Origin of the sequence: Mycobacterium sp. WMMD1722 (genome assembly GCF_049315205.1) — a bacterium.
Classification (GTDB): domain Bacteria; phylum Actinomycetota; class Actinomycetes; order Mycobacteriales; family Mycobacteriaceae; genus Mycobacterium.
Map to the genome: position 1 here is coordinate 2,290,213 of NZ_CP186056.1, position 25,921 is coordinate 2,316,133.

The 25,921-nt window shown below is 68.5% G+C and carries 25 protein-coding genes; 11 read left to right on the forward strand and 14 right to left on the reverse strand.

Annotated features, from left to right (window positions below; genetic code table 11):
• Positions 1 to 25 precede the first annotated feature (25 nt).
• A complete protein-coding gene (locus ACN27E_RS10865) occupies positions 26 to 979 on the forward strand; it encodes a diacylglycerol/lipid kinase family protein (RefSeq protein WP_422748960.1) in 954 nt (317 codons plus the stop codon).
• A gap of 248 nt (positions 980 to 1,227) precedes the next feature.
• On the forward strand, positions 1,228 to 1,482 hold the full coding sequence (gene whiB1 / locus ACN27E_RS10870; protein WP_011558794.1) for a transcriptional regulator WhiB1: 255 nt from the start codon (positions 1,228 to 1,230) through the stop codon (positions 1,480 to 1,482).
• A gap of 88 nt (positions 1,483 to 1,570) precedes the next feature.
• Here the strand turns inward: whiB1 and ACN27E_RS10875 are convergent, their stop codons facing one another.
• Together ACN27E_RS10875 and ACN27E_RS10880 are read right to left on the reverse strand one after the other, a co-directional pair.
• Positions 1,571 to 3,067: a sensor histidine kinase gene (locus ACN27E_RS10875; RefSeq protein ID WP_422748963.1), complete on the reverse strand. Its 1,497-nt coding sequence runs from the start codon at positions 3,065 to 3,067 to the stop codon at positions 1,571 to 1,573.
• Positions 3,068 to 3,103: 36 nt separating this feature from the next.
• Positions 3,104 to 3,319: a biotin/lipoyl-binding carrier protein gene (locus tag ACN27E_RS10880; RefSeq protein ID WP_422748965.1), complete on the reverse strand. Its 216-nt coding sequence runs from the start codon at positions 3,317 to 3,319 to the stop codon at positions 3,104 to 3,106.
• A gap of 145 nt (positions 3,320 to 3,464) precedes the next feature.
• On the opposite strand from ACN27E_RS10880, the gene ACN27E_RS10885 reads away from it, so the two are divergent.
• Positions 3,465 to 3,557, forward strand: coding sequence for a 50S ribosomal protein bL37 (locus ACN27E_RS10885; protein ID WP_003882799.1), 93 nt, complete (start codon positions 3,465 to 3,467; stop codon positions 3,555 to 3,557).
• A 76-nt stretch (positions 3,558 to 3,633) separates the two neighbouring features.
• On the opposite strand, the gene rsrA is transcribed toward ACN27E_RS10885, so the two are convergent.
• On the reverse strand, positions 3,634 to 3,927 hold the full coding sequence (gene rsrA, locus ACN27E_RS10890) for a mycothiol system anti-sigma-R factor (RefSeq protein ID WP_422748968.1): 294 nt from the start codon (positions 3,925 to 3,927) through the stop codon (positions 3,634 to 3,636).
• Complete coding sequence (locus tag ACN27E_RS10895; protein ID WP_422748970.1) at positions 3,924 to 4,577, reverse strand: sigma-70 family RNA polymerase sigma factor; 654 nt, start codon at positions 4,575 to 4,577, stop codon at positions 3,924 to 3,926. The genes rsrA and ACN27E_RS10895 overlap by 4 nt, the downstream gene beginning before the upstream one ends.
• A gap of 221 nt (positions 4,578 to 4,798) precedes the next feature.
• On the opposite strand from ACN27E_RS10895, the gene ACN27E_RS10900 reads away from it, so the two are divergent.
• Together ACN27E_RS10900 and ACN27E_RS10905 are read left to right on the forward strand one after the other, a co-directional pair.
• On the forward strand, positions 4,799 to 5,290 hold the full coding sequence (locus ACN27E_RS10900; protein WP_422748972.1) for a YbaK/EbsC family protein: 492 nt from the start codon (positions 4,799 to 4,801) through the stop codon (positions 5,288 to 5,290).
• 9 nt (positions 5,291 to 5,299) lie between these two features.
• Positions 5,300 to 6,154 carry an SDR family oxidoreductase gene (locus tag ACN27E_RS10905; protein WP_422748973.1) on the forward strand — a complete coding sequence of 285 codons (855 nt, stop codon included), beginning with the start codon at positions 5,300 to 5,302 and terminating at the stop codon, positions 6,152 to 6,154.
• A gap of 24 nt (positions 6,155 to 6,178) precedes the next feature.
• Here the strand turns inward: ACN27E_RS10905 and ACN27E_RS10910 are convergent, their stop codons facing one another.
• A complete protein-coding gene (locus tag ACN27E_RS10910; protein WP_422748975.1) occupies positions 6,179 to 8,161 on the reverse strand; it encodes an FAD-dependent monooxygenase in 1,983 nt (660 codons plus the stop codon).
• 89 nt (positions 8,162 to 8,250) lie between these two features.
• Here ACN27E_RS10910 and ACN27E_RS10915 point away from each other — a divergent pair, with 89 nt between their 5' ends.
• Positions 8,251 to 8,850 (forward strand): TetR/AcrR family transcriptional regulator, encoded by a 600-nt coding sequence (locus tag ACN27E_RS10915; RefSeq protein ID WP_422748977.1) that lies wholly within the window; start codon positions 8,251 to 8,253, stop codon positions 8,848 to 8,850.
• A gap of 7 nt (positions 8,851 to 8,857) precedes the next feature.
• Here ACN27E_RS10915 and ACN27E_RS10920 read toward each other — a convergent pair whose 3' ends face one another.
• Entirely contained in the window at positions 8,858 to 10,366 is a 1,509-nt protein-coding gene (locus ACN27E_RS10920; RefSeq protein ID WP_422748979.1) for a DUF7059 domain-containing protein, read from the reverse strand.
• Positions 10,363 to 11,133, reverse strand: coding sequence for an SOS response-associated peptidase (locus ACN27E_RS10925; protein WP_422748981.1), 771 nt, complete (start codon positions 11,131 to 11,133; stop codon positions 10,363 to 10,365). The genes ACN27E_RS10920 and ACN27E_RS10925 overlap by 4 nt, the downstream gene beginning before the upstream one ends.
• Before the next feature lie 54 nt (positions 11,134 to 11,187).
• On the opposite strand from ACN27E_RS10925, the gene aroA reads away from it, so the two are divergent.
• The 4 genes from aroA to ACN27E_RS10945 all read left to right on the forward strand — a co-directional run bounded on the left by aroA (position 11,188) and on the right by ACN27E_RS10945 (position 15,070).
• Complete coding sequence (aroA, locus tag ACN27E_RS10930; RefSeq protein WP_422748983.1) at positions 11,188 to 12,498, forward strand: 3-phosphoshikimate 1-carboxyvinyltransferase; 1,311 nt, start codon at positions 11,188 to 11,190, stop codon at positions 12,496 to 12,498.
• Positions 12,495 to 13,475 (forward strand): ribosome small subunit-dependent GTPase A, encoded by a 981-nt coding sequence (gene rsgA, locus ACN27E_RS10935; protein ID WP_422748985.1) that lies wholly within the window; start codon positions 12,495 to 12,497, stop codon positions 13,473 to 13,475. Before aroA ends, rsgA begins: the two co-directional genes overlap by 4 nt.
• On the forward strand, positions 13,472 to 14,119 hold the full coding sequence (locus tag ACN27E_RS10940; RefSeq protein WP_422748986.1) for a class I SAM-dependent methyltransferase: 648 nt from the start codon (positions 13,472 to 13,474) through the stop codon (positions 14,117 to 14,119). Before rsgA ends, ACN27E_RS10940 begins: the two co-directional genes overlap by 4 nt.
• A 93-nt stretch (positions 14,120 to 14,212) precedes the next feature.
• Positions 14,213 to 15,070, forward strand: coding sequence for an aldo/keto reductase (locus ACN27E_RS10945; protein WP_422748988.1), 858 nt, complete (start codon positions 14,213 to 14,215; stop codon positions 15,068 to 15,070).
• 63 nt (positions 15,071 to 15,133) lie between these two features.
• Here ACN27E_RS10945 and ACN27E_RS10950 read toward each other — a convergent pair whose 3' ends face one another.
• The 5 genes from ACN27E_RS10950 to ACN27E_RS10970 form a co-directional block, all read right to left on the reverse strand.
• The gene (locus ACN27E_RS10950) at positions 15,134 to 16,411 is read right to left on the reverse strand and encodes a fatty acid desaturase family protein (RefSeq protein WP_422748990.1); all 1,278 of its coding nucleotides are present in this window, start codon (positions 16,409 to 16,411) and stop codon (positions 15,134 to 15,136) included.
• Positions 16,412 to 16,480: 69 nt separating this feature from the next.
• Positions 16,481 to 17,611 (reverse strand): ferredoxin reductase, encoded by a 1,131-nt coding sequence (locus ACN27E_RS10955; protein ID WP_422748991.1) that lies wholly within the window; start codon positions 17,609 to 17,611, stop codon positions 16,481 to 16,483.
• 44 nt (positions 17,612 to 17,655) lie between these two features.
• Positions 17,656 to 18,165, reverse strand: coding sequence for a DUF6912 family protein (locus ACN27E_RS10960; RefSeq protein WP_422748992.1), 510 nt, complete (start codon positions 18,163 to 18,165; stop codon positions 17,656 to 17,658).
• Positions 18,166 to 18,202: 37 nt separating this feature from the next.
• The gene (locus ACN27E_RS10965) at positions 18,203 to 19,942 is read right to left on the reverse strand and encodes a BCCT family transporter (protein WP_422748994.1); all 1,740 of its coding nucleotides are present in this window, start codon (positions 19,940 to 19,942) and stop codon (positions 18,203 to 18,205) included.
• A 60-nt stretch (positions 19,943 to 20,002) separates the two neighbouring features.
• A complete protein-coding gene (locus tag ACN27E_RS10970; RefSeq protein WP_422748996.1) occupies positions 20,003 to 21,412 on the reverse strand; it encodes a WS/DGAT/MGAT family O-acyltransferase in 1,410 nt (469 codons plus the stop codon).
• A 228-nt stretch (positions 21,413 to 21,640) separates the two neighbouring features.
• Here ACN27E_RS10970 and ACN27E_RS10975 point away from each other — a divergent pair, with 228 nt between their 5' ends.
• Positions 21,641 to 22,114 carry an Rv3235 family protein gene (locus ACN27E_RS10975; RefSeq protein WP_422748998.1) on the forward strand — a complete coding sequence of 158 codons (474 nt, stop codon included), beginning with the start codon at positions 21,641 to 21,643 and terminating at the stop codon, positions 22,112 to 22,114.
• Positions 22,115 to 22,130: 16 nt separating this feature from the next.
• Here ACN27E_RS10975 and secA read toward each other — a convergent pair whose 3' ends face one another.
• Both secA and hpf read right to left on the reverse strand, forming a co-directional pair.
• Positions 22,131 to 24,986, reverse strand: a complete 2,856-nt coding sequence (secA, locus tag ACN27E_RS10980; protein WP_422749000.1) for a preprotein translocase subunit SecA — start codon at positions 24,984 to 24,986, stop codon at positions 22,131 to 22,133.
• A 165-nt stretch (positions 24,987 to 25,151) separates the two neighbouring features.
• Entirely contained in the window at positions 25,152 to 25,829 is a 678-nt protein-coding gene (gene hpf / locus ACN27E_RS10985) for a ribosome hibernation-promoting factor, HPF/YfiA family (protein WP_422749800.1), read from the reverse strand.
• Positions 25,830 to 25,921 lie beyond the last annotated feature (92 nt).

Here is a 25,921-nt window from a genome sequence, read left to right on the forward strand (position 1 = left end):
ATGCCCGCCGTTAGGCTCTTGCCTCGTGCGGGCCGTGCTGATCGTGAATCCGAACGCCACGTCGACCACCGCGGCCGGGCGCGACCTACTGGCGCACGCGCTGGAGAGCCGGGTGGACCTGCGCGTCGTGCACACCGATCACCGCGGTCACGCCATCGAGATCGCCCGGGAGTCGGCCGCCGACGACGTCGACGTACTCATCGTCCACGGTGGCGACGGCACGGTGAACGAGGTCGTCAACGGTGTGCTCACCGAACGCGGACGCGACGGCGCCGCGCCCGCCGTCGGTGTCGTTCCGGGCGGTTCGGCCAACGTCTTCGCCCGCGCCCTGGGCATCAGCCCCGACCCGATGGAGGCGACCAATCAGCTCGTCGACCTGCTCGGTGCCTACCGGCGGGGCGGGTCCTGGCGGCGTATCGGCCTGATGGACTGCGGCGAGCGGTGGGCGGTGTTCACGGCCGGTCTGGGGGTTGACGGGGACGTGGTGGCCGCCGTCGAGGCGCAACGGGCCAAGGGCCGCACGGTGACCGCGTCGCGCTACATCCGCGTTGCGGTGCGGGAGGTGCTGGCCAGCGTGCGCAAAGAGCCGACCCTGACCCTGCACCTGCCTGAGCGCGACCCCGTCAGTGGCGTCCATTTCGCGTTCGTGTCGAATTCGAGCCCCTGGACATACGCCAATTCGCGGCCGATCTGGACGAATCCGGGAACCACCTTCGAATCCGGTCTCGGGCTATTCGCGACGACGAGCATGAACGCCTGGGCGAACCTGCGTCTGACCCGGCAGATGTTCGCTCGCAAACCCAACCCCGTGGCCCGCCATCTGGTGCGCGACGACGACCTCGCGTGGGTGCGGGTGACCTCGGCGGTGCCGGTGGCCTGCCAGATCGACGGGGACTACGTCGGGCTGCGCGAAACGATGACGTTCACTTCGGTACCCGATGCCCTCGCGGTGGTCGCGCCACCTTCGAAAACCCTGTGAGCTCGGCGGATTCCGTCCGGCGGCCCGGATAAGGGCGTAAGTGGGTTTGAGTGTAGTACATCGGGGTAATGGCCCGGATAACGCCGTTCGAAGTGACGTTGCACACGTGTTAACGCGGTTCCCTTGACATCCGTCGAGCCTGTGAAAACATCGGATGCAACAGTGCAGAAACATTTCGGGTGCACGCGTTAACAGCCGAACAAAAGCTCGTGCGCTTCGCTGCGCACAAAGTAGAGGAGTTACATCAAATGGATTGGCGCCATAAGGCCGTCTGTCGCGACGAGGATCCGGAGCTGTTCTTCCCCGTCGGAAACAGCGGGCCGGCCCTCGCGCAGATCGCTGACGCGAAGCTGGTCTGCAACCGATGCCCGGTTACCACCGAGTGCCTCAGCTGGGCGCTGGAGTCCGGTCAGGATGCCGGCGTGTGGGGCGGAATGAGCGAAGACGAGCGTCGCGCGCTCAAGCGGCGCAATGCGCGGACCAAGGCGCGCAGCGGAGTCTGATCGTCTGAGGACAGTGCGCAGAAGACGGCCCCGGCGAACGCCGGGGCCGTCTTCTCGTCGGGGCTCGATCGGTCGGGGGGATGATCGGTCATTGCGCGACCCGGCCGGACCGGCTGCGGCCGATCGGGACCCGCAGCACCACATCGGTCCCGCCCGTCGGGCCCTCGTGCAACCCCAGTGAACCGTCGAGTTCAGCCGACACCAGGGTCCGGACGATCTGCAGTCCCAGCCGGTCGGATTTCTCCAGACTGAACCCCGCCGGGACCCCGCGGCCGTCGTCGTGGACGACCACGTCGAGCCAGCGGGCCGACCGCTCGGCGCGGATGGTGACCGCGCCCTGGGCGGTGGTGGCGTCGAAGGCGTGCTCGATCGCGTTCTGGACCAGTTCGGTGATCACCATCACCAGCGCGGTGGCACGATCGGCGTCCAGCACCCCCAGATCGCCTTCGCGCTTGATCCGGATCGGCGGGCCCACACTGGCGACGTCGTTCATGATCGGCAGGATGCGGTCCACCACCTCGTCGAGATTGACCTCCTCGTCGACCGACATCGACAGCGCGTCGTGCACCTGAGCGATCGAGGACACCCGGCGCACCGACTCCATCAGCGCCTCGCGGCCCTCGGCGTTGTTGGTGCGCCGCGCCTGAAGCCGCAGCAACGCGGCGACCGTCTGCAGATTGTTCTTGACGCGGTGATGGATCTCCCGGATGGTCGCGTCCTTGCTGAGCAGCGCGCGGTCGCGACGTTTGACCTCGGTGACATCGCGGATCAGCACGGCGGCGCCGACCGCCTTGCCGTGCACCACCAGCGGCAGGGTGCGCAGCAGCACCGCCGCTCCCCCCGCGTCGACCTCCATGCGCATACTCGATCCGCCGGCGAGCGAATCGCGGATGTGGTTGGCCAATTCCTGCGCCTCGAACGGATCGGACATCAGCGGCCGCGTCACCGACACGAGGTTGTGGCCCTCGAGTTCCGCCGCGAGCCCCATCCGGTGGTAGGCCGAGATGGCGTTCGGGCTGGCGAAGACCACGTCGCCGGATCCGTCGAGCCGGATGAACCCGTCGCCGACCCGAGGGCTGGACCGGGACATGGCCAGATCCCCGACGTTGGGGAACGTGCCCTCGGACAGCATCAGCAGCAGGTCGCCGGCACAGTCCAGATAGGCGTGCTCCAGCGGGCTGGCGGTGCGCCTGCTGGCCAGCGCGGTCTGGTGGGTCAGCACCGCCACGACGGCGTCGCGATAGCGGACCGGGACCGCCTCGACGTTGAGGCCGGGCGCCTCGGGGTTCGGCGCGGGTCCCTCGCGGCCGATGGTGCCCGAGGCGAAGGCGGCGGTGACCAACGGCATCGTTTCGGCGATCGCCGTCGTGCCGACGGAGTCGGCGAGCAGGACCGTGTGCGCGGTGTTCGGCCGCACCTGCGCCACGCAGACCAGGACGCCATCGTCGCGGCGCACCCACATCAGATAGTCGGCGAACGAGAGATCGGCGATCAGCTGCCACTCCCCGACCACCGCGTGCAGGTGGTCGACGGCGTTGCCGGGCAGCACGGTGTGCTCGGCGAGCAGGTCACCGAGGGTGGACATCGAATGTCACCGGCTGCGAGTGAACCGTGGACCGAGCTAGGAGATGACTGCGATGAGGTCGCCGGCCTGGATGACGTCGCCTTCGGAGACGTTGACCTTGGTCACCGTCCCGGCGACCTCGGCCAGCACCGGGATCTCCATCTTCATCGACTCCAGCAGCACCAGGGTGTCGCCCTCGCCGATCTGGTCGCCCTCGGCGACGACGACCTCGAGCACACTGGCCACGATCTCGGCGCGAACGTCCTCGGCCATCTTCACCCCACTCTCTGCTGTTCGGCGTCTCTATCGAACCACACCCCGCGTGGCCGGAGCATTCGCCGCGTCATGAGACAATGCTGGGGACCCGTCTGCACCGGATGCGGACTGGAGACACCCAAGACCGTACGGAGGAACTGTCATGGCCAAGCGTGGCCGCAAGAAGCGCGACCGTAAGCACTCGAAGGCGAACCACGGCAAGCGACCCAACGCCGGTTCGAAGTCAGTGCGCTGACCGCCGCCCACCGAGGCACACAATTCGCCCGCCGTCCCCGAGGGGATCAGGCGGGCGTCTTGCTGCAAGGGGGCGCTCAGCCGCCCCGGATGATCGTGGTGCGGCTGATCTCGATGCGCAGCCGCTCACGCAGCCTGTCCGGAGCCCGCTCCCCACTGCACTTGGCCGCGATGAGGCGCTTGACACGCTCCTCGACGCCGTAATGGCGCAGGCAGGCCGGGCACTCCTCGAGATGATGCTTGAGCTTGTCACGCGTCTCGGGCGTGCATTCCCCGTCGAGCAGGGTCCACACCTCGGCGATCACCGAGGCGCACTCGGGATGTTCGGGATCGACCGGACCGACCGGCGGCGTCCAACGTTCGTCGCTCATGACGGAACCTCCTCGGGGGCTTGTGCGCCGCGGATGAACCCGCGGTCCCTGGCCACATCGGCCAACAGTTCACGAAGCTGCTTGCGCCCCCGGTGCAGGCGCGACATCACGGTGCCGATCGGCGTGTCCATGATCTCGGCGATCTCCTTGTACGGGAACCCTTCGACGTCGGCGTAGTACACCGCCATCCGGAATTCCTCGGGCAACGCCTGCAGGGCGGCCTTGATCTCGGTGTCCGGTAGCGATTCGAGCGCCTCCACCTCCGCCGAGCGCAGACCCGTCGAGGAATGCTCGGCGTTGGCGGCGAGCTGCCAGTCGGTGATCTCCTCGGTCGGATACTCCGACGGCTGCCGCTGCTTCTTGCGGTAGCTGTTGATGTAGGTGTTGGTCAGGATGCGGTACAGCCAGGCCTTGAGGTTCGTCCCCTCGCGGAACGACCGGAAGCCGGCGTAGGCCTTCACCATCGTCTCTTGCAGCAGGTCTTCGGCGTCGGCGGGATTACGCGTCATCCGCAGCGCGCCGCCGTAGAGCTGATCGAGCAGCGGAATCGCGTCGCGCTCGAAGCGTGCGGTCAGTTCGGCGTCGGTCTCTGCCGGTGCAGCCGCCGATCCGTCGGTATCGGGCAGATTGTCGGGCCTGATGTCGGGCATCGTGGTCGATACCGTCCCTTCTGTCGGGGCGTCCTTCGAGGCGCCCCCGAGCAGACCCGGTATGTCCACCGGACGTTCCAGGCAGGCGGTTGGCACCCGAATCCCTCCCACGATCCTAAAGGTCGATCCGACATCTTCCCCGGCCGCACGTCAGCCGAGCGCCGGACACGTCCAACAACAGCGCCGACGCGCCCACTTGTTCCCGCCCCTACGCTGAGCCGGTGGCCCGCGCAGCAACCCCCGCCATCGCCGCCCTGGTGTCCGCGGGCGTACCGCACGAGGTCCTGCAGTACGACCACGACCCCCGGGTGGCCTCCTACGGTGACGAAGCCGTCGGCGAGCTGTCGGTCAGCGCCGGCGTGGTCGCCGCCCAGGTCTTCAAGACATTGGTGATCGCGGTGCCCACGGGGCTGGCCGTGGCGGTGCTGCCGGTGCCGGACAAACTGTCGCTCAAGGCGGCAGCCGCGGCCCTCGGTGTCGCCAAGGCCGCCATGGCCGAGCGCACCGCGGCCGAGCGGTCCACCGGGTACGTGCTGGGCGGGATCTCGCCGCTCGGGCAGCGCAGGCGACTGCCCACCGTGGTCGACGCGTCGGCGCTGGCCTGGGACCGGGTGCTGTGCAGCGCGGGCCGGCGTGGCCTCGAGATCGCCGTCGCGCCGGATGACCTGGTGCGGTTGACCGAGGCGGTGACCGCCGACATCCGCGCCACCTAGGGTGACGTCATGGCACAGACGTCCCTGAGCGGAAAAACCATGTTCATCTCCGGCGCCAGCCGGGGCATCGGGCTGGCTATCGCGAAACGCGTGGCCGCCGACGGCGCCAACGTGGCGCTGGTGGCCAAAACGGCTGAACCGCATCCCAAGCTGCCCGGCACCATCTATACCGCCGCCCAGGAGATCGAGGAGGCCGGCGGCCAGGCGCTGCCGATCGTCGGCGACATCCGCGACGGCGACTCGGTGACCGCCGCGGTCGCCAAGGCCGTCGAACAGTTCGGCGGCATCGACATGTGCGTCAACAACGCTTCGGCGATCAACCTCGGATCCATCGAGGACGTGCCGCTCAAACGCTTCGACCTCATGAACGGGATCCAGGTTCGCGGCACCTATGCGGTGACCCAGGCGTGCATCCCGCACATGAAGGGCCGGGACAATCCGCACGTTCTGACGCTCTCGCCGCCGCTGCTCCTCGAGTCCAAGTGGCTCAAGCCCACCCCGTACATGATGGCCAAGTACGGGATGACCCTGTGCGCGCTCGGCGTGGCCGAGGAGATGCGGGAGGCGGGTATCGCGTCGAACACGCTGTGGCCGCGCACGATGGTCGCCACCGCCGCGGTGCAGAATCTGCTCGGCGGAGACGAGTCGATGGCGCGTTCCCGTAAACCCGAGGTCTACTCCGACGCCGCGTACGCGGTGCTGACCAAACCGTCGAGCTATACCGGCAACACTCTGCTGTGCGAGGACGTGCTGCTGGAGTCCGGCGTCACCGATCTATCGATCTACGACTGCATTCCGGGGTCGGATCTCGGCGTGGACTTCTGGGTGGAATCGGCCAATCCCCCGGGGTATTCGGCGCCGTAGCGCAGCCCCCTGCGCGATCCGCGCTCATCGAGCCGGCGATCGCATCCCGGGTGCGATGACGATCGACCGGATCCGCCAGCCGAGCGGGGTGCGGGTGTACTCGATTTCGGCGCCGAGGTATGCCGCCCGCGGATCCTCGCCGTCGTCGGCCGCGACCCACATCAGCCACTGGCCGCGGGCATGGTCGTCGTCGATGATGAGGACGGGGTTCAGGAACGCGTGCATGGCGAAGGGCACCGAGGCCGTGGCCGCCGGTAGGGCTGCCGCGATCGCGGCGGCACCGACAGTCGGAGCCGCGCCGGGGTGCTGGAAGACGCCGTCCGGTGTGAAGATCTCCGGGATGCTCTTCGGCTGAACCGTCTTTCCGGCCCAGCCACGGTTGATCGCGTCGGCGTACCGGGCGGTGAGAGCTTCGATGGCCACCCGATCGTCGCTCGTCGAGGGACGCGGTAGGAGTGCCGCGGCGGTGCTGATCGCGGCGGTCAGCGCCGCCACGCGGTCGGCCGGTGCCGTCACGGCGCGCCATGCGATGTAACCGTCGGGCCGCACCAGGACGGCTCCGCCCGGACCCAAATCATAGGCCGTGACGATGGTGTCGTGCTGCGTGGATTCGCCTGCGAAGCAGAGCGTTTCGATGGGCACTGCGAGCCGGTCGGCAACGGACTGCACGACGTTGCGCCACGCGTCGGAGCCGGTGACCAGAGTCCAGCCTCGGCCGAAATGGTCGAGCGTCGAGCAGCCGGGGGCGATCCACACGTGTGGCGCCCGGGTGCCCGGCTGGCCGGCCCACTCTTCGGGTCGGCGGGCGTCGGGCAGGTGCGCGGCCAGATCGGCCGGAGCGAGGCAGCGGTAGAGCTGGCCGAGTTCCATCGCGACATCGTCGATGATCTCGACATCCGATGTGGGGGTGTCGATGTAGGCCTTGTAGTCAGCGCGGGCGAAGATCTGCTGGTGACGCAGCCAGGCGACGGGCCGCCGCTCGACGTCGTAGGTGTCCAAAAGCGCCGCCGCACTGCGGCCGGTGTGCACTGCGCCGATCTTCCAGGCGAGGTTGTGGGCATCGGCGATTCCGGTGTTGGCACCGTAGCCGCCGCGATTGGGCGGGAGCTGATGCGCGGCGTCGCCGACGAGAAAGACTCTCCCGCAGCTGAAGTGGTCGGCGATGAGCGCCGAGAGCTCCCAACGCCCCGTGGTGATCAACTCGATTGCGAGATCGTCGATTCCGGTGGCGCGCCGGATGATGGCGCATTGCTCGTCGTCGGTGCGGTCGATGTCGTCTTTGAGCATCAGCACCCAGCGTCCGTCGGAGTAGGTGGTGAGAAAGGCCTCGAATCCGGGTTGTTCGATCTCGAATTGCACGATGCCGTGGCGTAGATAGCTGTCCAACTCCGGCGCTCGGAACAGGATGCTGCGCTGCACGGACAGCAGGCCCCGTCCTGCGCGGCCGATGCCCAGCGTTTGCCGGATCCCGCTGTCGGCTCCGTCGGCGGCGATCAGATAATCGGCATCGATGCGATATTCGCTGCCGTCATGCCGTCTGCGGACGACGGCCGCGACGCCGTCGCCGGAGTCGTCGAAAGACACCAGCTCGCAACCCATCCGCAGATCGGCCCCGAGCGCGCGGGCACGTTCGCGCAGGATGGGCTCCAGCGCGTCCTGGGCGATGGCACTGGCACGCACCGGCGAGTGGTCGGCCGTCGCCATCGCGGTGGCCGCCGGGGGTGACCACGGGTACTCCTCGAACCATGGTCCGGCAAGACTTTCGACGCGAGCGCGACGCGGTGGTCCGTTCTGCGTGCTCGCCGGTAGCTCGATTCCGACGCCGCGGAACAACTCGATGGTTCGAGTGGTGTAGCCGATGGCACGGGGGTGTGCCGCGCTGCCGCGATGTCGCTCGACGAGCGTCGTCGGGACGCCCTGCGAGGCAAGGAAAACCGCGGCCGAGAGGCCGACGAGGCTGCCTCCCACGACGAGGACGGTGCGGTGTTCGGTCGATCCGACGGGCATGGAGACTCCTGACTCAAATGTTTAGTGACTAAATTATTAGATCGAGTAAGTGCATTTAGCAACTCGAGCCAGCTCGTTAGGATGGGGCGGTGACTGAGGCGCCGGGCCGCCGCGCCCGCAAGAATGCGCAGACGCGCCGGGCGTTGGCCGAAGCGGCCGAGCGCCTCTTTCTGGCCCGCGGTTATGACGCCGTGGCGGTCAAGGACATTGCCGACGAGGTCGACGTCTCAGTTCCCACGTTGTTCAAACATGTGCCCGACGGGAAGCCGGCCGTGATGTTCGACGACGGCGTGGAACGGCGAGAGAGCCTGCTGGCCGCGGTGTATGGACGGCCGCCGCAGACATCGGTGCTCACCGCGTTACGAGAGTTCATGGCCGGCCGTGGACCGTTCGAGGAGAAGCCCACGCGCGCGTTCGTCCGGCGGACCGAACTGATCATGTCCACCCCGGCTCTGCGGGAGTACTCACGAAAGCTCTGGATCCGCTGCGAGGCCCCGCTGGCCGAGGCCATCGCGGCGGAACTGGGTCGGCCGCCCGGCGACATCACCGCTCGCGCGGTGGCCCGCTATGTCCTGGAGATCCCGCAGTTCGTCGGCGACGAATCCGATCCGCGCAAGGCGCTGCACGCCATCTTCGACCTCCTCGAGCATGGGCTCGGTTCGGGCCCAGCCGCCCCCGGGTCGGATTAGGGTCCGGTCACTCGGCTTCGTAGAGGATTCCGCGGCCGATCGCCTCCCGCACCACGGGCAGCGCCGCAGCGGCGAGCGCATCGGCCTCGACACCGTGGTGGGCGGCCAGCAGGTCGATCAGGGTGCCCAGCGGGACTTCGCCCCGGCAACCGGCCAGCAGAGCACGGGATACCTCGTCGACACCGAGTACCGCGGCCGGACCTCCCGGGCGGCGCACCGCGGCTCCGACGGTCTGCCAGCCGTCGGGTCCCGGCAACGAATGCTCCTCCAGGAACACCGGGGCGGTGGACAGTCGGGCGGCCAGCAGCCGGCCGTCGGTCATCCGGTGGAGATATTCGCGGCGGGTGAAGAACGCCTCGATCTCCGGGCCGGTCAGCGCCTCGTCGGCCCCGGTGATCTCCTCGAAGATCTGCTCGGGCGCCCGGTGCTCACCCCGGCCCGGCGCACGCAGGTTGATCATCCCCATGCCGATCCCGGCGATGTGCTCATCGTCGAACCAGTCCAGCCACTGCGAACCGCGCACGGCGGTCTGCTCGGCGGACTCCCCCGCGTCGGCGGTCCACAGCGAGACGTAGTTGACCGGGTCGGCGAACTCGCGCTGGACCACCCAGGCGTGCAGCCCGCCGTCGGCCAGCCAGCCCCGCACCCGCTCGCGCCAGTCGGTGTCACGCCGCACGATCCAGTTCGCCATGATCTGGGCGGTGCCGCCCGGCTCGAGGTGCTCGCCCACCTCCTCGACGAGCCGGCGGCACACCGAGTCGCCGGCCATGCCCGAATCCCGGTACAGGTAGTCGCGGGCGCCGGTACCGACCACGAACGGCGGATTGGACACGATCAGGTCGAACCGTTCCCCGGCGACCGGTTCGAACAGGCTGCCGCGGCGCAGATCCCAGGTCATCCCGTTGAGCCGGGCCGTCGCCGCCGCCAGCGCCAGCGCGCGTTCGTTGACGTCGGTGCCGACCACCTCGGCACAGTGCCCGTCGAGATGCAGCGCCTGGATGCCGCCCCCGGTACCGAGATCCAGCGCCCGCCGCACCGGCGCGCGGATCACCGCATGCGCCAGCGACACCGACGCTCCACCCACCCCCAAGACGTGGTCGTGGCGAAGCGGCCCGGCGCTCAACGCGGCGTCCTGATCGGAGACGACGAGGAAATCGCGTACGCCGTCGCTGTGGGGGCGGATGTCGAGGGCGGCCTTCAGGGCACCTCCGGGGCCGGGCTGAAGGACCTCGTTGGCGATCAGCGCATCGACCGGCACACCGGGCAGCGCCGCCGCGACCCGGTCGCGGGTCTCCGCGGCGCCGAGTAGGAAGAGCCGCACCAGCACCGTCAGCCGGAGCTGTTCCGGGGCCGCGCGGTCGGTCGCGCGCAGCGCCGCCCACCACAGGCCGCGGCTGAACGCGGCGTCCGCATCGGCTCCGAGCAGCGCCACCACGCCGTCGGTGGTGTATCCGGCCGACCGCAGGTCGGTACCCAGCGCGTCGACGACCGCGCCGGAATGCAAAGGCCCGGTCACAGCAGGGTGGCCTGCTCGGGCTCCGGCTGCGCCGGTTCGATCAATTCGGGCCCGTTGTTGCGGACACTGTTGACCAACCGCGACACCTCGCGGACATCGATGCGGTCGAGGTCGCCGTGCCCGCGCAGCAGACCCTCGTCGACCGGCGCATCCGGATTCAGCCAGCGGTCCCAGTCGCCGCGGCTGATGGTCAACGGCATCCGGTCGTGGATCTCGGCGAGCGGGCCCGCGGCGTCGGTGGTGATGATTGTGCAGCTCACCAGCGGCGGTGCGTCCTTCGGAGCATCTTTCGGCCGCCACGTCGACCACAGCCCGGCCATGAACAGCGGTTCGCCGTCCGCGCCGTACATGAAGAACGGCGTCTTGGCGGGCTTTTTCTTCGCCCCGTCAGTTGGGTTCGCACGCCACTCGTACCAGCCGTCCATCGGCACCAGACAACGCTTGTTCTTGGCCGAGGCGCGGAAGGCCGGCGAGGACGCCACCTTCTCGGCGCGCGCATTGATCAGCAGCGGCCCCTTGTTGTCCGGTGCGCCGTCGGCGCCGCTCTTGGTCCACGGCGGGATCAGGCCCCAGCGCATCGATCGCAACCGGCGGGTGGCCTCGTCGTCGGGGTCGCTGTGCCTCGTGACGAGGGTGGTGATGGTCGTGGTGGGGGCGACGTTGTAGTTGGGACCGCGGTCGTCCGCGGCGGCATTGGTCTCATCGATGGCTTGGATCTTCTCGGCCAGCAGGGCCGGATCGGTGGTGACCGCGAAACGTCCGCACATACCGTCGATAGTGGCACGCACGGACGCGACCCGGGCGTGAGGCAGGATGGGTCCGTGACCAATTGGCCGGCCCCGTCCACGCCGACCCCGGTGCATGCGACCGTCACCGTCCCGGGCTCCAAGTCTCAGACCAACCGGGCCCTCGTGCTGGCCGCGCTGGCCACCGCGCAAGGCCCCTCGACGATCACCGGGGCGCTGCGCAGCCGCGACACCGACCTGATGATCGGCGCCCTGCGTGCGCTGGGCATCGAGGTGGAGTGCGTCGACGCGCTGGACAGCGAGCTGCGGGTGAGCGGCCGGTTGGCACCGCCGCCGCAGGTGCGCATCGACTGCGGCCTGGCCGGCACCGTGCTGCGGTTCCTGCCGCCCGTCGCGGCGCTGAGCACCGAGACCGTCGAGTTCGACGGCGATGAACAGGCCCGGGCCCGGCCGATCGCCCCGCTGTTGGACGGACTGCGGGGCCTGGGCGTGAGCGTCGACGGCGACAGGCTGCCGTTCCGGGTGCGTGGTACCGGTTCGGTGACCGGCGGGACGGTGCAGATCGACGCCTCGGCGTCCTCGCAGTTCGTCTCCGGCCTGCTGCTCTCGGGCGCCGCCTTCACCGAGGGGTTGACGATCGTGCACACCGGCACCTCGGTGCCGTCGGCTCCGCACGTCGCGATGACGGTGGCGATGCTGCGTGACGCGGGTGTCCAGGTCGACGACAGTGCGGCCGACCGCTGGACCGTGCAACCCGGCGCGATCGCGGCGCGGCACTGGACCATCGAACCCGACCTGTCCAACGCCGTGCCGTTCCTGGCCGCGGCGGTGGTCAGCGGGGGTGCGGTGCGGGTGACCGGATGGCCCGCGGTCAGCACCCAGCCGGCCGGGGCGATCCTGGCGATCTTCGAACAACTCGAATCGGTGGTACGCCGCTCCGAGACCTACCTCGAGGTGCAGGGCACCCGCCGCTACGACGGCTTCCAGACCGACCTGCACGACGTCGGCGAGCTGACCCCGGCGGTAGCGGCGCTGGCAGCGCTGGCGACCCCCGGTTCGGTGTCGCGGTTGTCGGGCATCGCGCATCTGCGCGGCCACGAGACCGACCGGCTGGCCGCCCTGCGGGCCGAGATCAACGGCCTGGGCGGGAACTGCGAGGAGACCGACGACGGTCTGCTGATCACCGCCACCGGGCTGCACGGCGGGGTCTGGCACTCCTATGCCGACCACCGGATGGCCATGGCCGGCGCGATCGTCGGGCTACGGGTGCCCGGCGTGGAGGTCGAGGACATCGGAACCACGGCCAAGACGCTGCCCGATTTCCCGCAGCTGTGGGCCGACATGCTCGCCGGACAGACCATCCCCGTCCCCGGAGACGGCGCTTGAGCCCTCGCGAGTACGACGAGTCCGACGTCCGGGTACGCCCGGGCCGGGGCTCCCGACCGCGAACCAAGACCCGCCCCGACCACGCGGATGCCCGCGCCGCGATGGTGGTCACCGTGGACCGGGGCCGGTGGGGCTGTGCGCTCGACGGCGACCACGACAACGTGGTGACCGCGATGCGCGCCCGCGAACTCGGTCGAACCCCCATCGTCGTCGGCGATGACGTCGACGTGGTGGGTGACCTCACCGGGCGTCCCGACACCCTGGCCCGCATCGTGCGCCGCGGGGAACGCCGAACGGTGTTGCGCCGCACCGCCGATGACACCGATCCGACCGAACGCGTGGTGGTGGCCAATGCCGATCAGCTGCTGATCGTCGTCGCGCTGGCCGACCCGCCGCCGCGCACCGGCTTCGTCGAGCGCGCGCTGATCGCGGCATACGCCGGCGGCCTGGAACCGCTGCTGTGCCTGACCAAATCCGATCTGGCGCCCGCCGATCCGTTCGTCGCCCAGTTCGCCGGCCTGGAATTGACCGTGATCACCGCCGGACGCGAGGATCCGCTCGACGATGTGCGTCCGCGCCTGGCCGGAAAAGTGACCGTGCTGCTGGGCCACTCCGGTGTCGGCAAGTCGACTCTGGTGAACCGTCTTGTGCCACAGGCTGACCGGGCCATCGGCACGGTGAGCGGCGTGGGCAAGGGGCGGCACACCTCCACCCAGTCGGTGGCCCTGCCGTTGGCCGGCTCGGGCTGGGTGATCGACACCCCGGGAATCCGCTCGTTCGGGCTGGCCCACATCGCACCCGACGATGTGCTGTTGGCGTTCTCCGACCTGGCCGAGGCCATCGCCGACTGTCCCCGCGGATGCGGGCACCTGGGGCCGCCCGCGGACCCGGAATGCGCCCTGGACGAACTGACGGGCCCCGCGGCGAACCGAGTGGCGGCGGCCCGCCATCTGCTCGCGGCACTCAACGAGGCATGAGCGACGACCACCTCGAGCGCACCCGCCACGGCTACGACGTGGCGGCCGCCGAGTACGCCCGGCACTTCCACCACTATCTCGACGACAAACCGTTCGAACGGGCCATGCTCGGCGCGTTCGCGGCCCTGGTGGGCGGTGGGCAGGTCCTCGACGTGGGCTGCGGCACCGGCCCCACGACCGCGATCCTGGCCGGGCACGGCTGCGATGTCACCGGTGTCGACCTCTCGGAGGGCATGATCGGTCAGGCCCGCAGGCTCAATCTGCACCTGCGCTTCCGCACCGGTTCCATGACCGCACTCGACGATGCTTCGGCGGCATTCGACGGACTGTGCGCGTGGTATTCGGTGATCCACCTCCCCGACGACATGCTGGCGCGGGTGTTCGCCGAGTTTCACCGGGTGCTGCGGCCGCATGGTCACCTGCTGCTGGCGTTCCAGGTGGGGCGGCGCCCACGCCAGTTGCGGCAGGCGTGGGGGCACCGCGTCGAGCTCACCTATCACCGCCGCGAGCCCGACGACGTGCTGCAGCTGCTGCGCGCCGGCGGCTTCGCCGAGGTGGCCCGGCTGCAGCGCGAACCCGACCCCGCCGGACCGGAAGACGTCGAGGCGATACCGCAGGCGTTTCTGGTCGTGCGCAAGGTCTGACACCGCCCTAACGCGCGGGGCGCTCGGGGTGTGCACCGCCCCGGCAGCGGGCACTCCGTCGCCGGGGGGCATGAACGAGAAGGAGGCTCGACTTTGAGCAGCGACAGCAGGGTTCCCACCATCACCCTGAACGACGGCGCGAAGATCCCGCAGCTGGGGTTCGGCGTCTATCAGATCGACCCGAACGAAACCGCCGACGCGGTGAAGACCGCACTGGACCTGGGCTACCGGCATATCGACACCGCCGAGATGTACCAGAACGAGCGCGGCGTCGGCGAAGGCATCCGCAACAGCGGGCTGGACCGCGGGGAGGTGTTCATCACCAGCAAACTCAACAACGGGTTCCACAAACCCGACGATGCCCGTCGCGCCTTCGACGGCACGCTGGAGGCGCTGGGCTTCGATTACGTCGACCTCTTCCTCATCCACTGGCCGCTGCCGACGCTCTACGACGGCGACTACGTCTCGACCTGGAAGACCCTCGAGGAGTTCACGAAGGACGGCCGGGCCCGCAGCATCGGCGTCTCCAACTTCCAGGTCGAGCACCTGGAGCGGCTGGCCCGCGAGACCGGAACGGTGCCCGCGGTCAATCAGATCGAGGTGCACCCGTATTTCGTCAACGAGGACGTGCGTGCCTACGGCAGCGAGCACGGAATCGCGACCGAGGCGTGGTCCCCGATCGCGCAGGGCAAGGTCCTCGACGATCCCGAGGTCACCCGCATCGCCGAGGCCACCGGCAAGACGCCGGCCCAGGTGGTGCTGCGCTGGCACATCCAGCGCGGCGACATCGTCTTCCCGAAGTCGGTGACGCCCAAGCGGATCGAAGAGAATTTCGCGCTGTTCGACTTCGAGCTGAGCACCGCGGACACCGATGCGCTGACCGCACTCGACAAGGGTGAGGACGGCCGAACCGGACCGAATCCGGACACGTTCGACTACATCCCGGACTGATACCGAACACGAAACGGGCCTGCGGTGATCACCGCAGGCCCGTTTCGTCCAGCTCCCGGCCGCTCAGGCGGCCTGATCGAGGACCAGCTGCCTGGCGGCCTTCTTGTCTCGCCGACGCGCCCGCGCCTCGGCGATCGCCGTGCGCAGTCCGCGGCGGCGTCCCGTCATCGGATCCTCGACACCGAAGGTCGGCTCCAGCTCGGCGTACATCCGCTCACTGCGGGTCTCCGGAGCGTTGTCGGCCGTATCGCGCAGATACTTGTCCGGCAGCGACAGCTTGGCGATGGTGCGCCAGGCCTTGCCGTACTGCAGCAGGAAGGAACCCGTGGTGTAGGGCAGGTCGTATTTGTCGCAGACCTCCCTGACCCGGAACGAGATCTCGTGCAGCCGGTTGCTCGGCAGATCGGGATACAGGTGGTGTTCGATCTGATGGCACAGGTTGCCGCTCATGAACCGCAGCACCCAGCCGCCCTCGAAGTTCGCGCTGCCGAGCATCTGGCGCAGATACCACTGTCCCCTGGACTCGCCGATCATGTCGGTCTTGGTGAACTTCTCGGCACCGTCGGGGAAGTGACCGCAGAAGATCACCGCGTTCGACCACACGTTGCGGATGACGTTGGCGACCGCATTGGCCGTCAGCGTCGACCGGTACGTCGCACCGGGTGACAGCGCCGTCAGGGCCGGCCACGCCACGTAGTCCTTGGCGATCTGGGTACCCGCCTTCTTGGCGAACTCCTGGGCCCGGATCTTGGAGTCGTCCCGGTTGTCCCGGCCTTTGAAGATCTTGCCGAGTTCGACGTGCTGCAGGCCGATCCCCCACTCGAACCCGAGCATGAGGATGGTGTTGTACAGCAGATTGCCGAGGTTGAACGGCTTCCACTTGGCGTCCCGGGTGACGCGGATGAGCCCGTAGCCCACGTCGTCGTCCATGCCGAGGATGTTGGTGTACTTGTGATGCATGAAGTTGTGGGTGAAGCGCCAGTGCTTGGACGCACCCGCGTTATCCCACTCCCAGGTCGACGAGTGGATCTCCGGATCGTTCATCCAGTCCCACTGGCCGTGCATAACGTTGTGGCCGATCTCCATGTTCTCGATGATCTTGGCCACGCCCAGGGTCGCGGTGCCGGCCCACCACGCGGAGCGGCGCGAGCTCGCGGCCAGCATCACCCGGCCGGCCAGCTCCATCGCCCGCTGTGCGGCGATGGCACGGCGGATGTAGCGAGCATCGCGCTCGCCGCGGGAGTCCTCGATGTCCTGGCGAATCGCGTCGAGCTCAGCGCCCAACGCGTCGATGTCGGCTTTCGTCAGATGGGTGAATGCCGGTACGTCTGTGACTGCCATGGTTTCAGCCTCCCTTCGCTTCCTACGCTACCGTAACCTACGTACCCGTAGGTTACCAGCCAGTAAACCTCAGGCGTCCAGCGTGCAGTCGCCCGACGCGGCCGAGACGCAGGTCTGGATCCGGTTACCCGGCTCGTGTTCGACCCCGGTTCGCAGATCGCGGACGTGACCATCGATCAGGCTCACCACGCAGGACTGACAGATACCCATCCGACAGCCGAACGGCATCCGGATACCGGCGCCCTCACCGGCGTCCATCAGTGACGTCGCGGCGTCCACCTCCACAGTCTTGCCGCTACGGGCGAACTCAACCGTGCCGCCGGCCCCGTGCACGGCGGTGCGCACCGCCGCGAACCGCTCCAGATGCAGATGGTCGGGGATCCCCGCCTCGGCCCACTTCTTCTCGGCGTCGGCGAGCATGCCCTCCGGACCGCAGGCCCACACCTGCCGGTCACGCCAATCGGGCACCTCGTCCGCCAGGCGCGCCAGGTCGAGCCGACCCTCGGTGCGGGTGGTCCTCATCCGCAACCGATAACCGGGGTGGGTACGCGCGAGTTCGGCCAGCTCGGCACCGAACATCACGTCGGCCTGCGTCGGCACGGAGTGGATGTGCACGATGTCGCCGATCTGGTCGCGGCGGGACAGGGTGCGCAACATCGACATCACCGGGGTGATGCCCGAGCCACCGGTGAGGAAGAGCATGGTGGCCGGAGCGGGGTCGGGCATCACGAAGTTGCCCTGCGGCGCGGCCAGTCGCACGATGGTGCCCGGTTTCACGCCGCCGACCAGGTGCGTCGACAGGAACCCCTCGGGCATGGCCTTGACCGTGATGGTGATGGTCCGCCCACCGGTCACCGGGCTCGACGTCAGCGAATACGACCGCCAGCGCCAGCGGCCGTCGATGAGCAGGCCGATGCCGATGTACTGACCCGGCCGGTAGTCGAAGGAGAACCCCCAACCCGGTTTGATGACGAGCGTGGCGGAGTCCTCGGTCTCGCGGCGCACGTCCAGCACCCGGCCGCGGAGCTCGCGGGCCGACCACAGCGGATTCGCCAGCTGCAGATAGTCGTCCGGCAGCAGCGGCGTCGTCACCCGGACCGCCAGCGAACGCAGCGCGGCCAGGGCGGGATGTCCGGCGACGACCTTCGGGCGGACGGTCTCGGCGACATTGGCCGAGACCTTGATCGAGTTCTTGGCCATGCAACCTACGGTACCGTAACTTACGGTACCGTCACCAGAGGTGATCAGAGCAGTTCCAGCAGGAACGGCAGCTCCTGTGGCGCATACCACGCCAAATCGTGGTCCTGGGCGTCCCCCACGGTCAACTCGGCGTCCTCGTCGCCCAGATCGGCCAGGTCGACCGCCTCGACGGCCCGCCGAACGGCCGGCTCGGCTTCGGCGTTGTCGACATAGACGGCCACGACCTCAGTCGAGGCGACCGGACCCGCGAGCCGTACCACCGCGTCGTCGAGATCGGGCCGAACCGTCGCCGCCGAATCGGCCACCAGAACCGCACGCCGCGGGGGCAGGTCCGCACCCCCGTCGGCCGTGTCGTGACCGCCGGCCAGCAGCCGCAGCGAGGCCAGGGCGGCGTCGCGCATCGCCACCTCCGCGAGTTCCTCCTCGTCGCCTTCGGCGTAGGCCTCGCGCAGGGTGGGGGTGACGGCGAACGCGGTGCCGCTGACCGCATGCAGCGTCCCGTCGGCGACGAGCTTGCTCAGCATGGCCAGGGTCACCGGGATGTAGACGCGCACCCCGCGAGACTAGCGACGACGCGGCCCGGTCGGCGGATCAGTCGGCCTTGGGATCCCGCTCGACCGCGATGACGAAGTCGTCGCCGTGGCGCTGCACACCCTCGACCACCGCGGCGTTCACCGCCTCGGAGGCGTACTGCTTGCGCACCATGAGCGGATCGCGGCGGAGATCCTTCACCAACGACACGCACAGCCCGATCATGACCACCACGAACGGCACCGCCGCCAGGATGGTGACGGTCTGCAGCCCGTTGAGCGCATCGGAGCCACCGAGGATCAACATGACCGCGGCGACCGCACCGGTGGCGACCCCCCAGAACACCACGACCCGCCGCGACGGCTCGATGTTGCCGCGCTCGGACAGCGATCCCATGACGATCGAGGCCGCGTCGGCGCCGGATACGAAGAAGATCGCGACCAGCACCATCACCAGCACGCTGGCCGCCGTCGCCAGCGGATACTGGCCCAGCAACCCGAACAGCTGACCCTCGCTGCTGCCGTCGCCGACCACATCGACACCGGACTGCTGTTCGCGGATCGCGGCGCCGCCGAAGACGCAGAACCAGATCAGCGACACCACGCTGGGCACCAGCAGCACGCCGGCGACGAACTGACGGATGGTGCGTCCCCGCGAGATCCGGGCGATGAACATGCCGACGAACGGCGTCCAGGACAGCCACCACGCCCAGTAGAAGACGGTCCAGCTCTGCAACCAGGAATTGACGTCGCCGCCCTCGGCGCCGGTGCGCGCGGACATCATCGCCAGCTCCTGGAAGTAACTGCCCAGCGACGTCGGGATCAGGTTGAGGATGAACACCGTCGGCCCGACCACGAACACGAACAGCGCCAGCACGACCGCCAACACCATGTTGATGTTGGACAACCACTGGATGCCCTTGGCCACACCCGACACGGCCGACAGCACGAAGGCGATGGTCAGCACCGTGATGATGCCGATCAACACGGCGTTGCCGGTCTCGCCGATGCCCGCGACGATCTGCAGACCGCTGCTGATCTGCAGGGCACCGAGCCCCAGCGACGCGGCCGAGCCGAACAGGGTGGCGAAGATCGCCAGCATGTCGATGACCTTGCCCCAGCCACCTCGAACCCGGTCGCCGAGCAGCGGTTCGAAGGCGGCGCTGACCAGTTGCAGACGGCCCTTGCGATACACCCCGTAGGCGATGGCCAGGCCGACCACCGCGTAGATGGCCCAGGGATGCAGCGTCCAATGGAACAGCGTGGTGGCCATGGCGGTCTGGGCCGCGTGGTCGTTGCCCTCCGGGCCGGTGCCGGGCGGCGGGGTGACGAAGTGGGTGAGGGGTTCGGCCACACCGTAGAACATCAGGCCGATACCCATCCCGGCGCTGAACATCATCGCGATCCACGAGATCGTCCGGAACTCCGGTTCCTCGTCGTCGCGACCGAGCGGGATGTTGCCGAACCGGCTGAGCGCCAGCCACAGCACGAACACCACGAAGCCCGAGGCGGTCGTCACGAACAGCCAGCCGATGTTGTCCATCACCCAGCCCAGCGCCGTACTGGACGCCGACGCCAGCGAGGCGGTGCTGACTCCGCCCCAGATCAGGAATGCGACGGCCAGGGCCGCGGTGACGCCGAAGACCACCCAGTCCACGCCGCGGCGGCGCTGCTGAGCCTCCTCGTCCACCTCAATGTCGAGGACGGGGTGCGGAATGGCGCCACCGGTCGGCGAACGCAGTGCTCGCCGCGCTTTGTCGCCCGGATGGTCGGTTTGCTGCTGTCGTGGAGTGACCGTCATGGTCTGACCATGAGACCCCCGACGGCCGGTCACGTCAACTCCCGGGTCGTCACAACTGGGTTACCGGGCCGCCTCGGAGAGTTCATCGAGCGACTCCTGGAGGAGACCCGGCAGCATGTCGACGTCACTCATGGCGTCCCGATCGGCATTGATCCCGTAGTACAGCTGACCGTTGTAGGACGTCACGCCGATCGCCAGGCCCTGGTTGTGCAGCAGCGGCGGCACGGCATAGGTCTCCAGCAGCTTGGTTCCGGCCACATACATCTGCTTCTGGGCACCCGGCACGTTGGTGATCAGCAGATTGAACAGGCGCGCGGAGAAACTGGTCGCCACCCGGGTTCCCATGGCGTGCAACGTCGGCGGGGCGAAACCCGAGAGGGTGACGATGGTGCGTGCGTCGACCAGGCTGGACGCGGTCGGATGTGACTCGGTGGCATGGGCGATCTGGGACAGCCGGACGACGGCGTTACCCTCGCCGACCGGCAGGTCGACCAGGAACGGCGCCACCTCACTGATGGCCTGACCAGGCCCGGAGCCGTCCAGTTCGGCTTCGGGGTACACCGACATCGGCGCCATGGCGCGCACGGTGGCGGTCGGGTTCACCGGCTCACCGCGCGAGAGCAGCCAGTTGCGCAGCGCGCCCGCCACCACCGCGAGCACCACGTCGTTGACGTCGCAGTCGTAGCGCGCCCGCACCGCGCGGTAGTCCTCGAGCGGATGACCGGCCACGGTGAATCGCCGGTTACGCGAGACGGTGGTGTTCAGCGGGCTCGACGGCGCCGTGCCGCGGGCCACCAGCCGGGCCACGTCGGCGAAGCGCCGTCCGACCGCCAGCAGCTGTTCGGCGTTGGTCGAGACCTCGGCCACCGTCGACCTGAGCGAACCCAGCTGTTCGGCGGGCCGGGTGATCCACTCCCCGATCGCCCCGAGCAGCAGCGCACCGTCACCGGGCTCGCGGGCAGGGATCCAGATGTCCTCCCCGAACGTCGGCGGCTTCTGGTTGCGGTCGGCGATCACATGACCGATCTCGAGGGCGGTCATCCCGTTGACCAGCGCCTGGTGAGACTTGGTGTAGATCGCCACCCGGTTCTTGGCCAAGCCCTCGACCAGGTACATCTCCCACAGCGGGCGGGACCGGTCCAGCGGCCGGGAACTCAGCCGGGCGATCAGATCGTGCAGTTGGGCGTCGCTACCCGGCGACGGCAGCGCCGAGCGCCGGATGTGATAGGTGATGTCGAAGTCACGGTCGTCGATCCAGACCGGGCGGGCGAGGTTCATGGTGACCTCGCGGACCTTCTGCCGGTACCGCGGTATCTGGGGCAGCCGCTGCTCGACGGTGGCCAGCAACGTCTCGTAGCTCAAGCCGTTGCGGGGTTTGCGCAGGATCGACAGACTCCCGACGTACATCGGCGTCGCGGAGTTCTCCAGGTGGTAGAACGCCGCGTCCGACGCCGACAGCCTGGTCACCATGCGGCGTCACTCCCCCCTGGCCCGCCGACCCGCGCCGGCGAATCCGCGATCAAGGTCACGGTAACCGTCCTTGCTGTGGGCGCGCATCAGCGGGTGCACCGGACCCCCCGCCCGCCGTGCGACGATGAGGGCGTCCGTTCCTCTCCCCTGACGGCCGCCCCATGTCCCACCGCGTTCCGCCGGAGAGTCGCTGTGCCCCCACCCGTTCCGCCCACCCCCCGTAGGTCGTTGACCTCACCGGTCGTCGACTACGAACCCGCGCCGGTGGGATCGGCCGGCGACGCCTGCTCTGCGCCGTCGGCCGCCGCACTGCGGCGGCATTCACCGCGCCCGTTGCGGCCCAGGCGCTCCGGATCCTTGGAGCCGTCCGAGGCAGCGCCGCCACGCGCGGCGGCCGTCTTCGCCGATATGGCGCTGCGCCGGGTCCTGGAGGTACTCGATCACCGACGCCCGGTGTCGCATCTCAAGGCGGTGCTCGCACCGCCGCAGCTCGACACCATCGCGGCGCTCAGCCGACTGCACCACGGCGGACCACACCACACCTGCGCCGCATTGCGGCGAATGCGATTGCACCCCAAGGGTGCTGACGCCGCCGAGGTGTCGGCGACCTACACCCGCGGTGACCGGGTGCGGGCCATCGCCGCCAGGATCGAACTGCTCGGCGACGGCCGCTGGCGGGTGGTCGCGCTCCAGATCGGCTGACCTCGCCGGAGTCCGGTCAGCCCCTGCGGCGGAGCTTGCGGTGATCGGCGGGGGCGTCGGTCTTGGCCTGGCGGCGCGCGGCCTCACGACGCTCGCGGCGGCTGCCGCCGGTGGCCGCCGCGGTGCGCGTGCCACCGTTGCTGCGCTGCACCTCCGCGGATCCGTCCTCACCGGGTCCCACGTAGGTCAGCGGCGGTGCCTCGTTCTCGATGCCCTTGGCCCGCAGGGTCGGCGCCGGCTCCTCGCGCTCCTTGGTAGCCACCCCGCCCTGGCGGGCCTCGGCCTGGGCATTGCCCTTGCCACCGGCCAGATCGGCCAGGCCCTTGGGCGGCGCGACAGGCGCGACGGTGGGCGCCGGATTGGCCTCCACGGACACGTTGAACAGGAACCCGACCGACTCCTCCTTGAGCGCGTCGAGCATGCCGATGAACATGTCGTAACCCTCGCGTTGGTATTCGACCAGCGGATCGCGCTGAGCCATGGCGCGCAGTCCGATGCCCTCCTTGAGGTAGTCCATCTCGTAGAGGTGTTCGCGCCACTTGCGGTCGATCACGTTGAGCAGCACATTGCGCTCGAGCTGACGCATGGCGCCCTCGCCCCCGAGCTCCTCGAGCTGGCGCTCCCGTTCCGCATAGGCGCGCTCGGCATCCTTGATCAGGACGTCGAGCAGCTCCTCGCGGGTGAGTTCACCGGCCTCGCCGACCGCGTCGGAATCGATCAGGTCGTGGTGGTCGACACCGACGGGATAGAGCGACCGCAGGGCCTCCCACAGTTTCTCCAGGTCCCAGTCTTCGGAGTAGCCCTCGGCGGTGGCGCCGTCGACGTAGGCGGTGATGACGTCGACGAGCATCTGATGCGCCTGGTCCTGCAGGTTCTCGCCCTCCAGAATGAGGCGGCGCTCCTTGTAGATGACCTTGCGCTGCTGGTTCATCACCTCGTCGTATTTGAGGACGTTCTTGCGCACCTCGAAGTTCTGCTGCTCGACCTGGGTCTGGGCGCTCTTGATGGCGCGGGTGACCATCTTGGCCTCGATCGGCACATCGTCGGGCAGGTTGAGCCGGGTCAGCAGCGCCTCGAGGGTGGCACCGTTGAAGCGCCGCATGAGTTCGTCACCCAGGGAGAGGTAGAACCGCGACTCACCGGGATCGCCCTGCCGGCCGGAACGGCCACGCAGCTGGTTGTCGATGCGTCGTGACTCGTGCCGCTCGGTGCCCAGCACGTACAGGCCGCCGGCCTCGCGGACATCTTCGGCCTCCGCGGTCACCTCGTCCTTGATCGCGGTGACGGTCTTGTCCCAGGCCGCCTCATACTCCTCGGGGGTCTCGACCGGGTCGAGACCCTGCTCGCGCAGCCGCTTGTCGGCCAGGAAGTCGACGTTGCCACCGAGCACGATGTCGGTTCCGCGGCCGGCCATGTTGGTGGCCACGGTGATCGCGCCCAGCCGACCGGCCTCGGCGATGATGTTCGCCTCCTGCTCGTGGTACTTGGCGTTGAGCACACTGTGCGGCACCTTGCGCTTGGTGAACTGCTTCGACAGATACTCCGAGCGTTCGACGCTGGTGGTGCCGATCAGCACCGGCTGCCCCTTCTCGTAGCGCTCGACCACGTCGTCGACCACCGCGAGGTACTTGGCCTCTTCGGTCTTGTAGATCAGGTCGGTCTGATCGCTGCGCACCATCGGCCGGTTGGTCGGGATCGGCACCACGCCGAGTTTGTAGATCTCGTAGAGCTCGGAGGCCTCTGTCTGGGCCGTACCGGTCATCCCGGAGAGCTTGTTGTACAGCCGGAAGTAGTTCTGCAGCGTGATCGTGGCGAGCGTCTGGTTCTCGGCCTTGATCTCGACGCGCTCCTTGGCCTCGATGGCCTGGTGCATGCCTTCGTTGTAGCGGCGGCCCACCAGCGTGCGGCCGGTGAACTCGTCGACGATGATGACCTCGCCGTTGCGGACGATGTAGTCCTTATCGCGCTGAAACAGCTCCTTGGCCTTCAGGGCGTTGTTCAGATAGCTGACCAGTGGTGAGTTGGCCGCCTCGTAGAGGTTCTCGATGCCGAGTTGATCCTCGACGAATTCGACGCCCAGTTCGTGTACGCCGATCGTGCGCTTGCGCAGGTCGACCTCGTAATGGACGTCCTTCTCCATCAGCGGTGCCAGCCGGGCGAACTCGGGGTACCAGTTCGAGGCACTGTCGGCGGGGCCGGAGATGATCAACGGGGTACGGGCCTCGTCGATGAGGATCGAGTCGACCTCGTCGACGACGGCGAAGTTGTGGCCGCGCTGCACCAGGTCCTCGAGCCGGTGGGCCATGTTGTCGCGCAGGTAGTCGAAGCCGAACTCGTTGTTGGTGCCGTAGGTGATGTCCGCGGCGTAGGCGGTCCGGCGCTGATCCGGCGTCAGGCCGGAGAGGATGACACCGACGTCGAGGCCGAGGAACCGGTGCACGCGACCCATCCACTCGCTGTCACGTTTGGCCAGATAGTCGTTCACCGTGACGACGTGCACCCCGTCGCCGGACAGCGCGTTGAGGTACGCCGGCAACACACAGGTCAGCGTCTTGCCCTCACCGGTTTTCATCTCCGCGACGTTGCCGAAGTGCAGAGCGGCGCCGCCCATGACCTGGACGTCGAAGTGCCGCTGCCCCAGCACCCGCCAGGCCGCCTCGCGGGCCACCGCGAACGCCTCGGGGAGCAGATCGTCGAGGTCCACCGGGTCGTTCTGGTCGGCCAACTGCTTCTTAAACTCGTCGGTCTTGGCGCGCAGCTCGGCGTCAGACAGCTTCTCGACGTCGTCGGACAAGGTGTTGACATAGTCGGCGACCTTCTTGAGGCGCTTGACCATGCGGCCTTCACCGAGACGGAGCAACTTATCGAGCACGCTTTTTCCCCTGTTGGTTGAGGTAAGGAACGAGGTCCATGGTAGAGCCCGTACCTGGCAACACCCATTCCACCGGCCCGTGTGCGACGCGAAGAACCCCGCGATCGCCCGATCGCGGGGTTCCTCTGCTCCGGCAGTCGGGGCCGCCGGCCCGGACGGCCGGGCTCAGGGCTCCGGTGTCGCGGCCAGCCGGATGAGTCCGTAGTCGTAGGCGTGGCGGCGGTACACGACGCAGGCCCGATCGGATTCCTTGTCGTGGAACAGGAAGAAGTCGTGCCCCACCAGTTCCATCTGGGACAGCGCGTCGTCGACGGTCATCGGCGTGGCGGGGTGCTCCTTGACGCGCACGATGCGACCGGGTTCGTGATCGTCGACGGCGATTCCGTCGACGCGGGGTTCGTCGTCGGTGGCGGGCGGCGGCGCGTCGATCGTCGCGGCGAAGGCGGTCGCCTCGGCCACCGAGACGGGCCGCTTGTCCCCGTAGTGGATCTTGCGGCGGTCCTTGCTGCGCCGGAGCCGGTTCTCGAGTTTGCTGACCGCTGATTCGAACGCCCCGTAGAAGCTCTCGGCGCAGGCTTCGCCGCGTACGACGGGGCCGCGCCCGCGGGCGGTGATCTCGACGTGCTGACAGTTCTTGCGTTGGCGGCGGTTGTTCTCGTGATCGAGTTCGACGTCGAACAGGTAGATGCTGCGGTCGAACCGTTCGAGGCGCGCGAGCTTCTCGGCGACGTGGGTGCGGAAGTGGTCGGGGATCTCTACGTTGCGGCCCGTGACGACGACGTCGGCCTTACGACCCGAAGCGGAGTTCTCCTCGTCGATCGCGGTCGTGCTGTCGGACACCATTGTGCTGTCGGATTCGATGGAATGGATTGACATACGGTGCAACTCATTTCTCTTGCGCATCGCACGCCGGACGGCGTGCCGGACCTGTCACG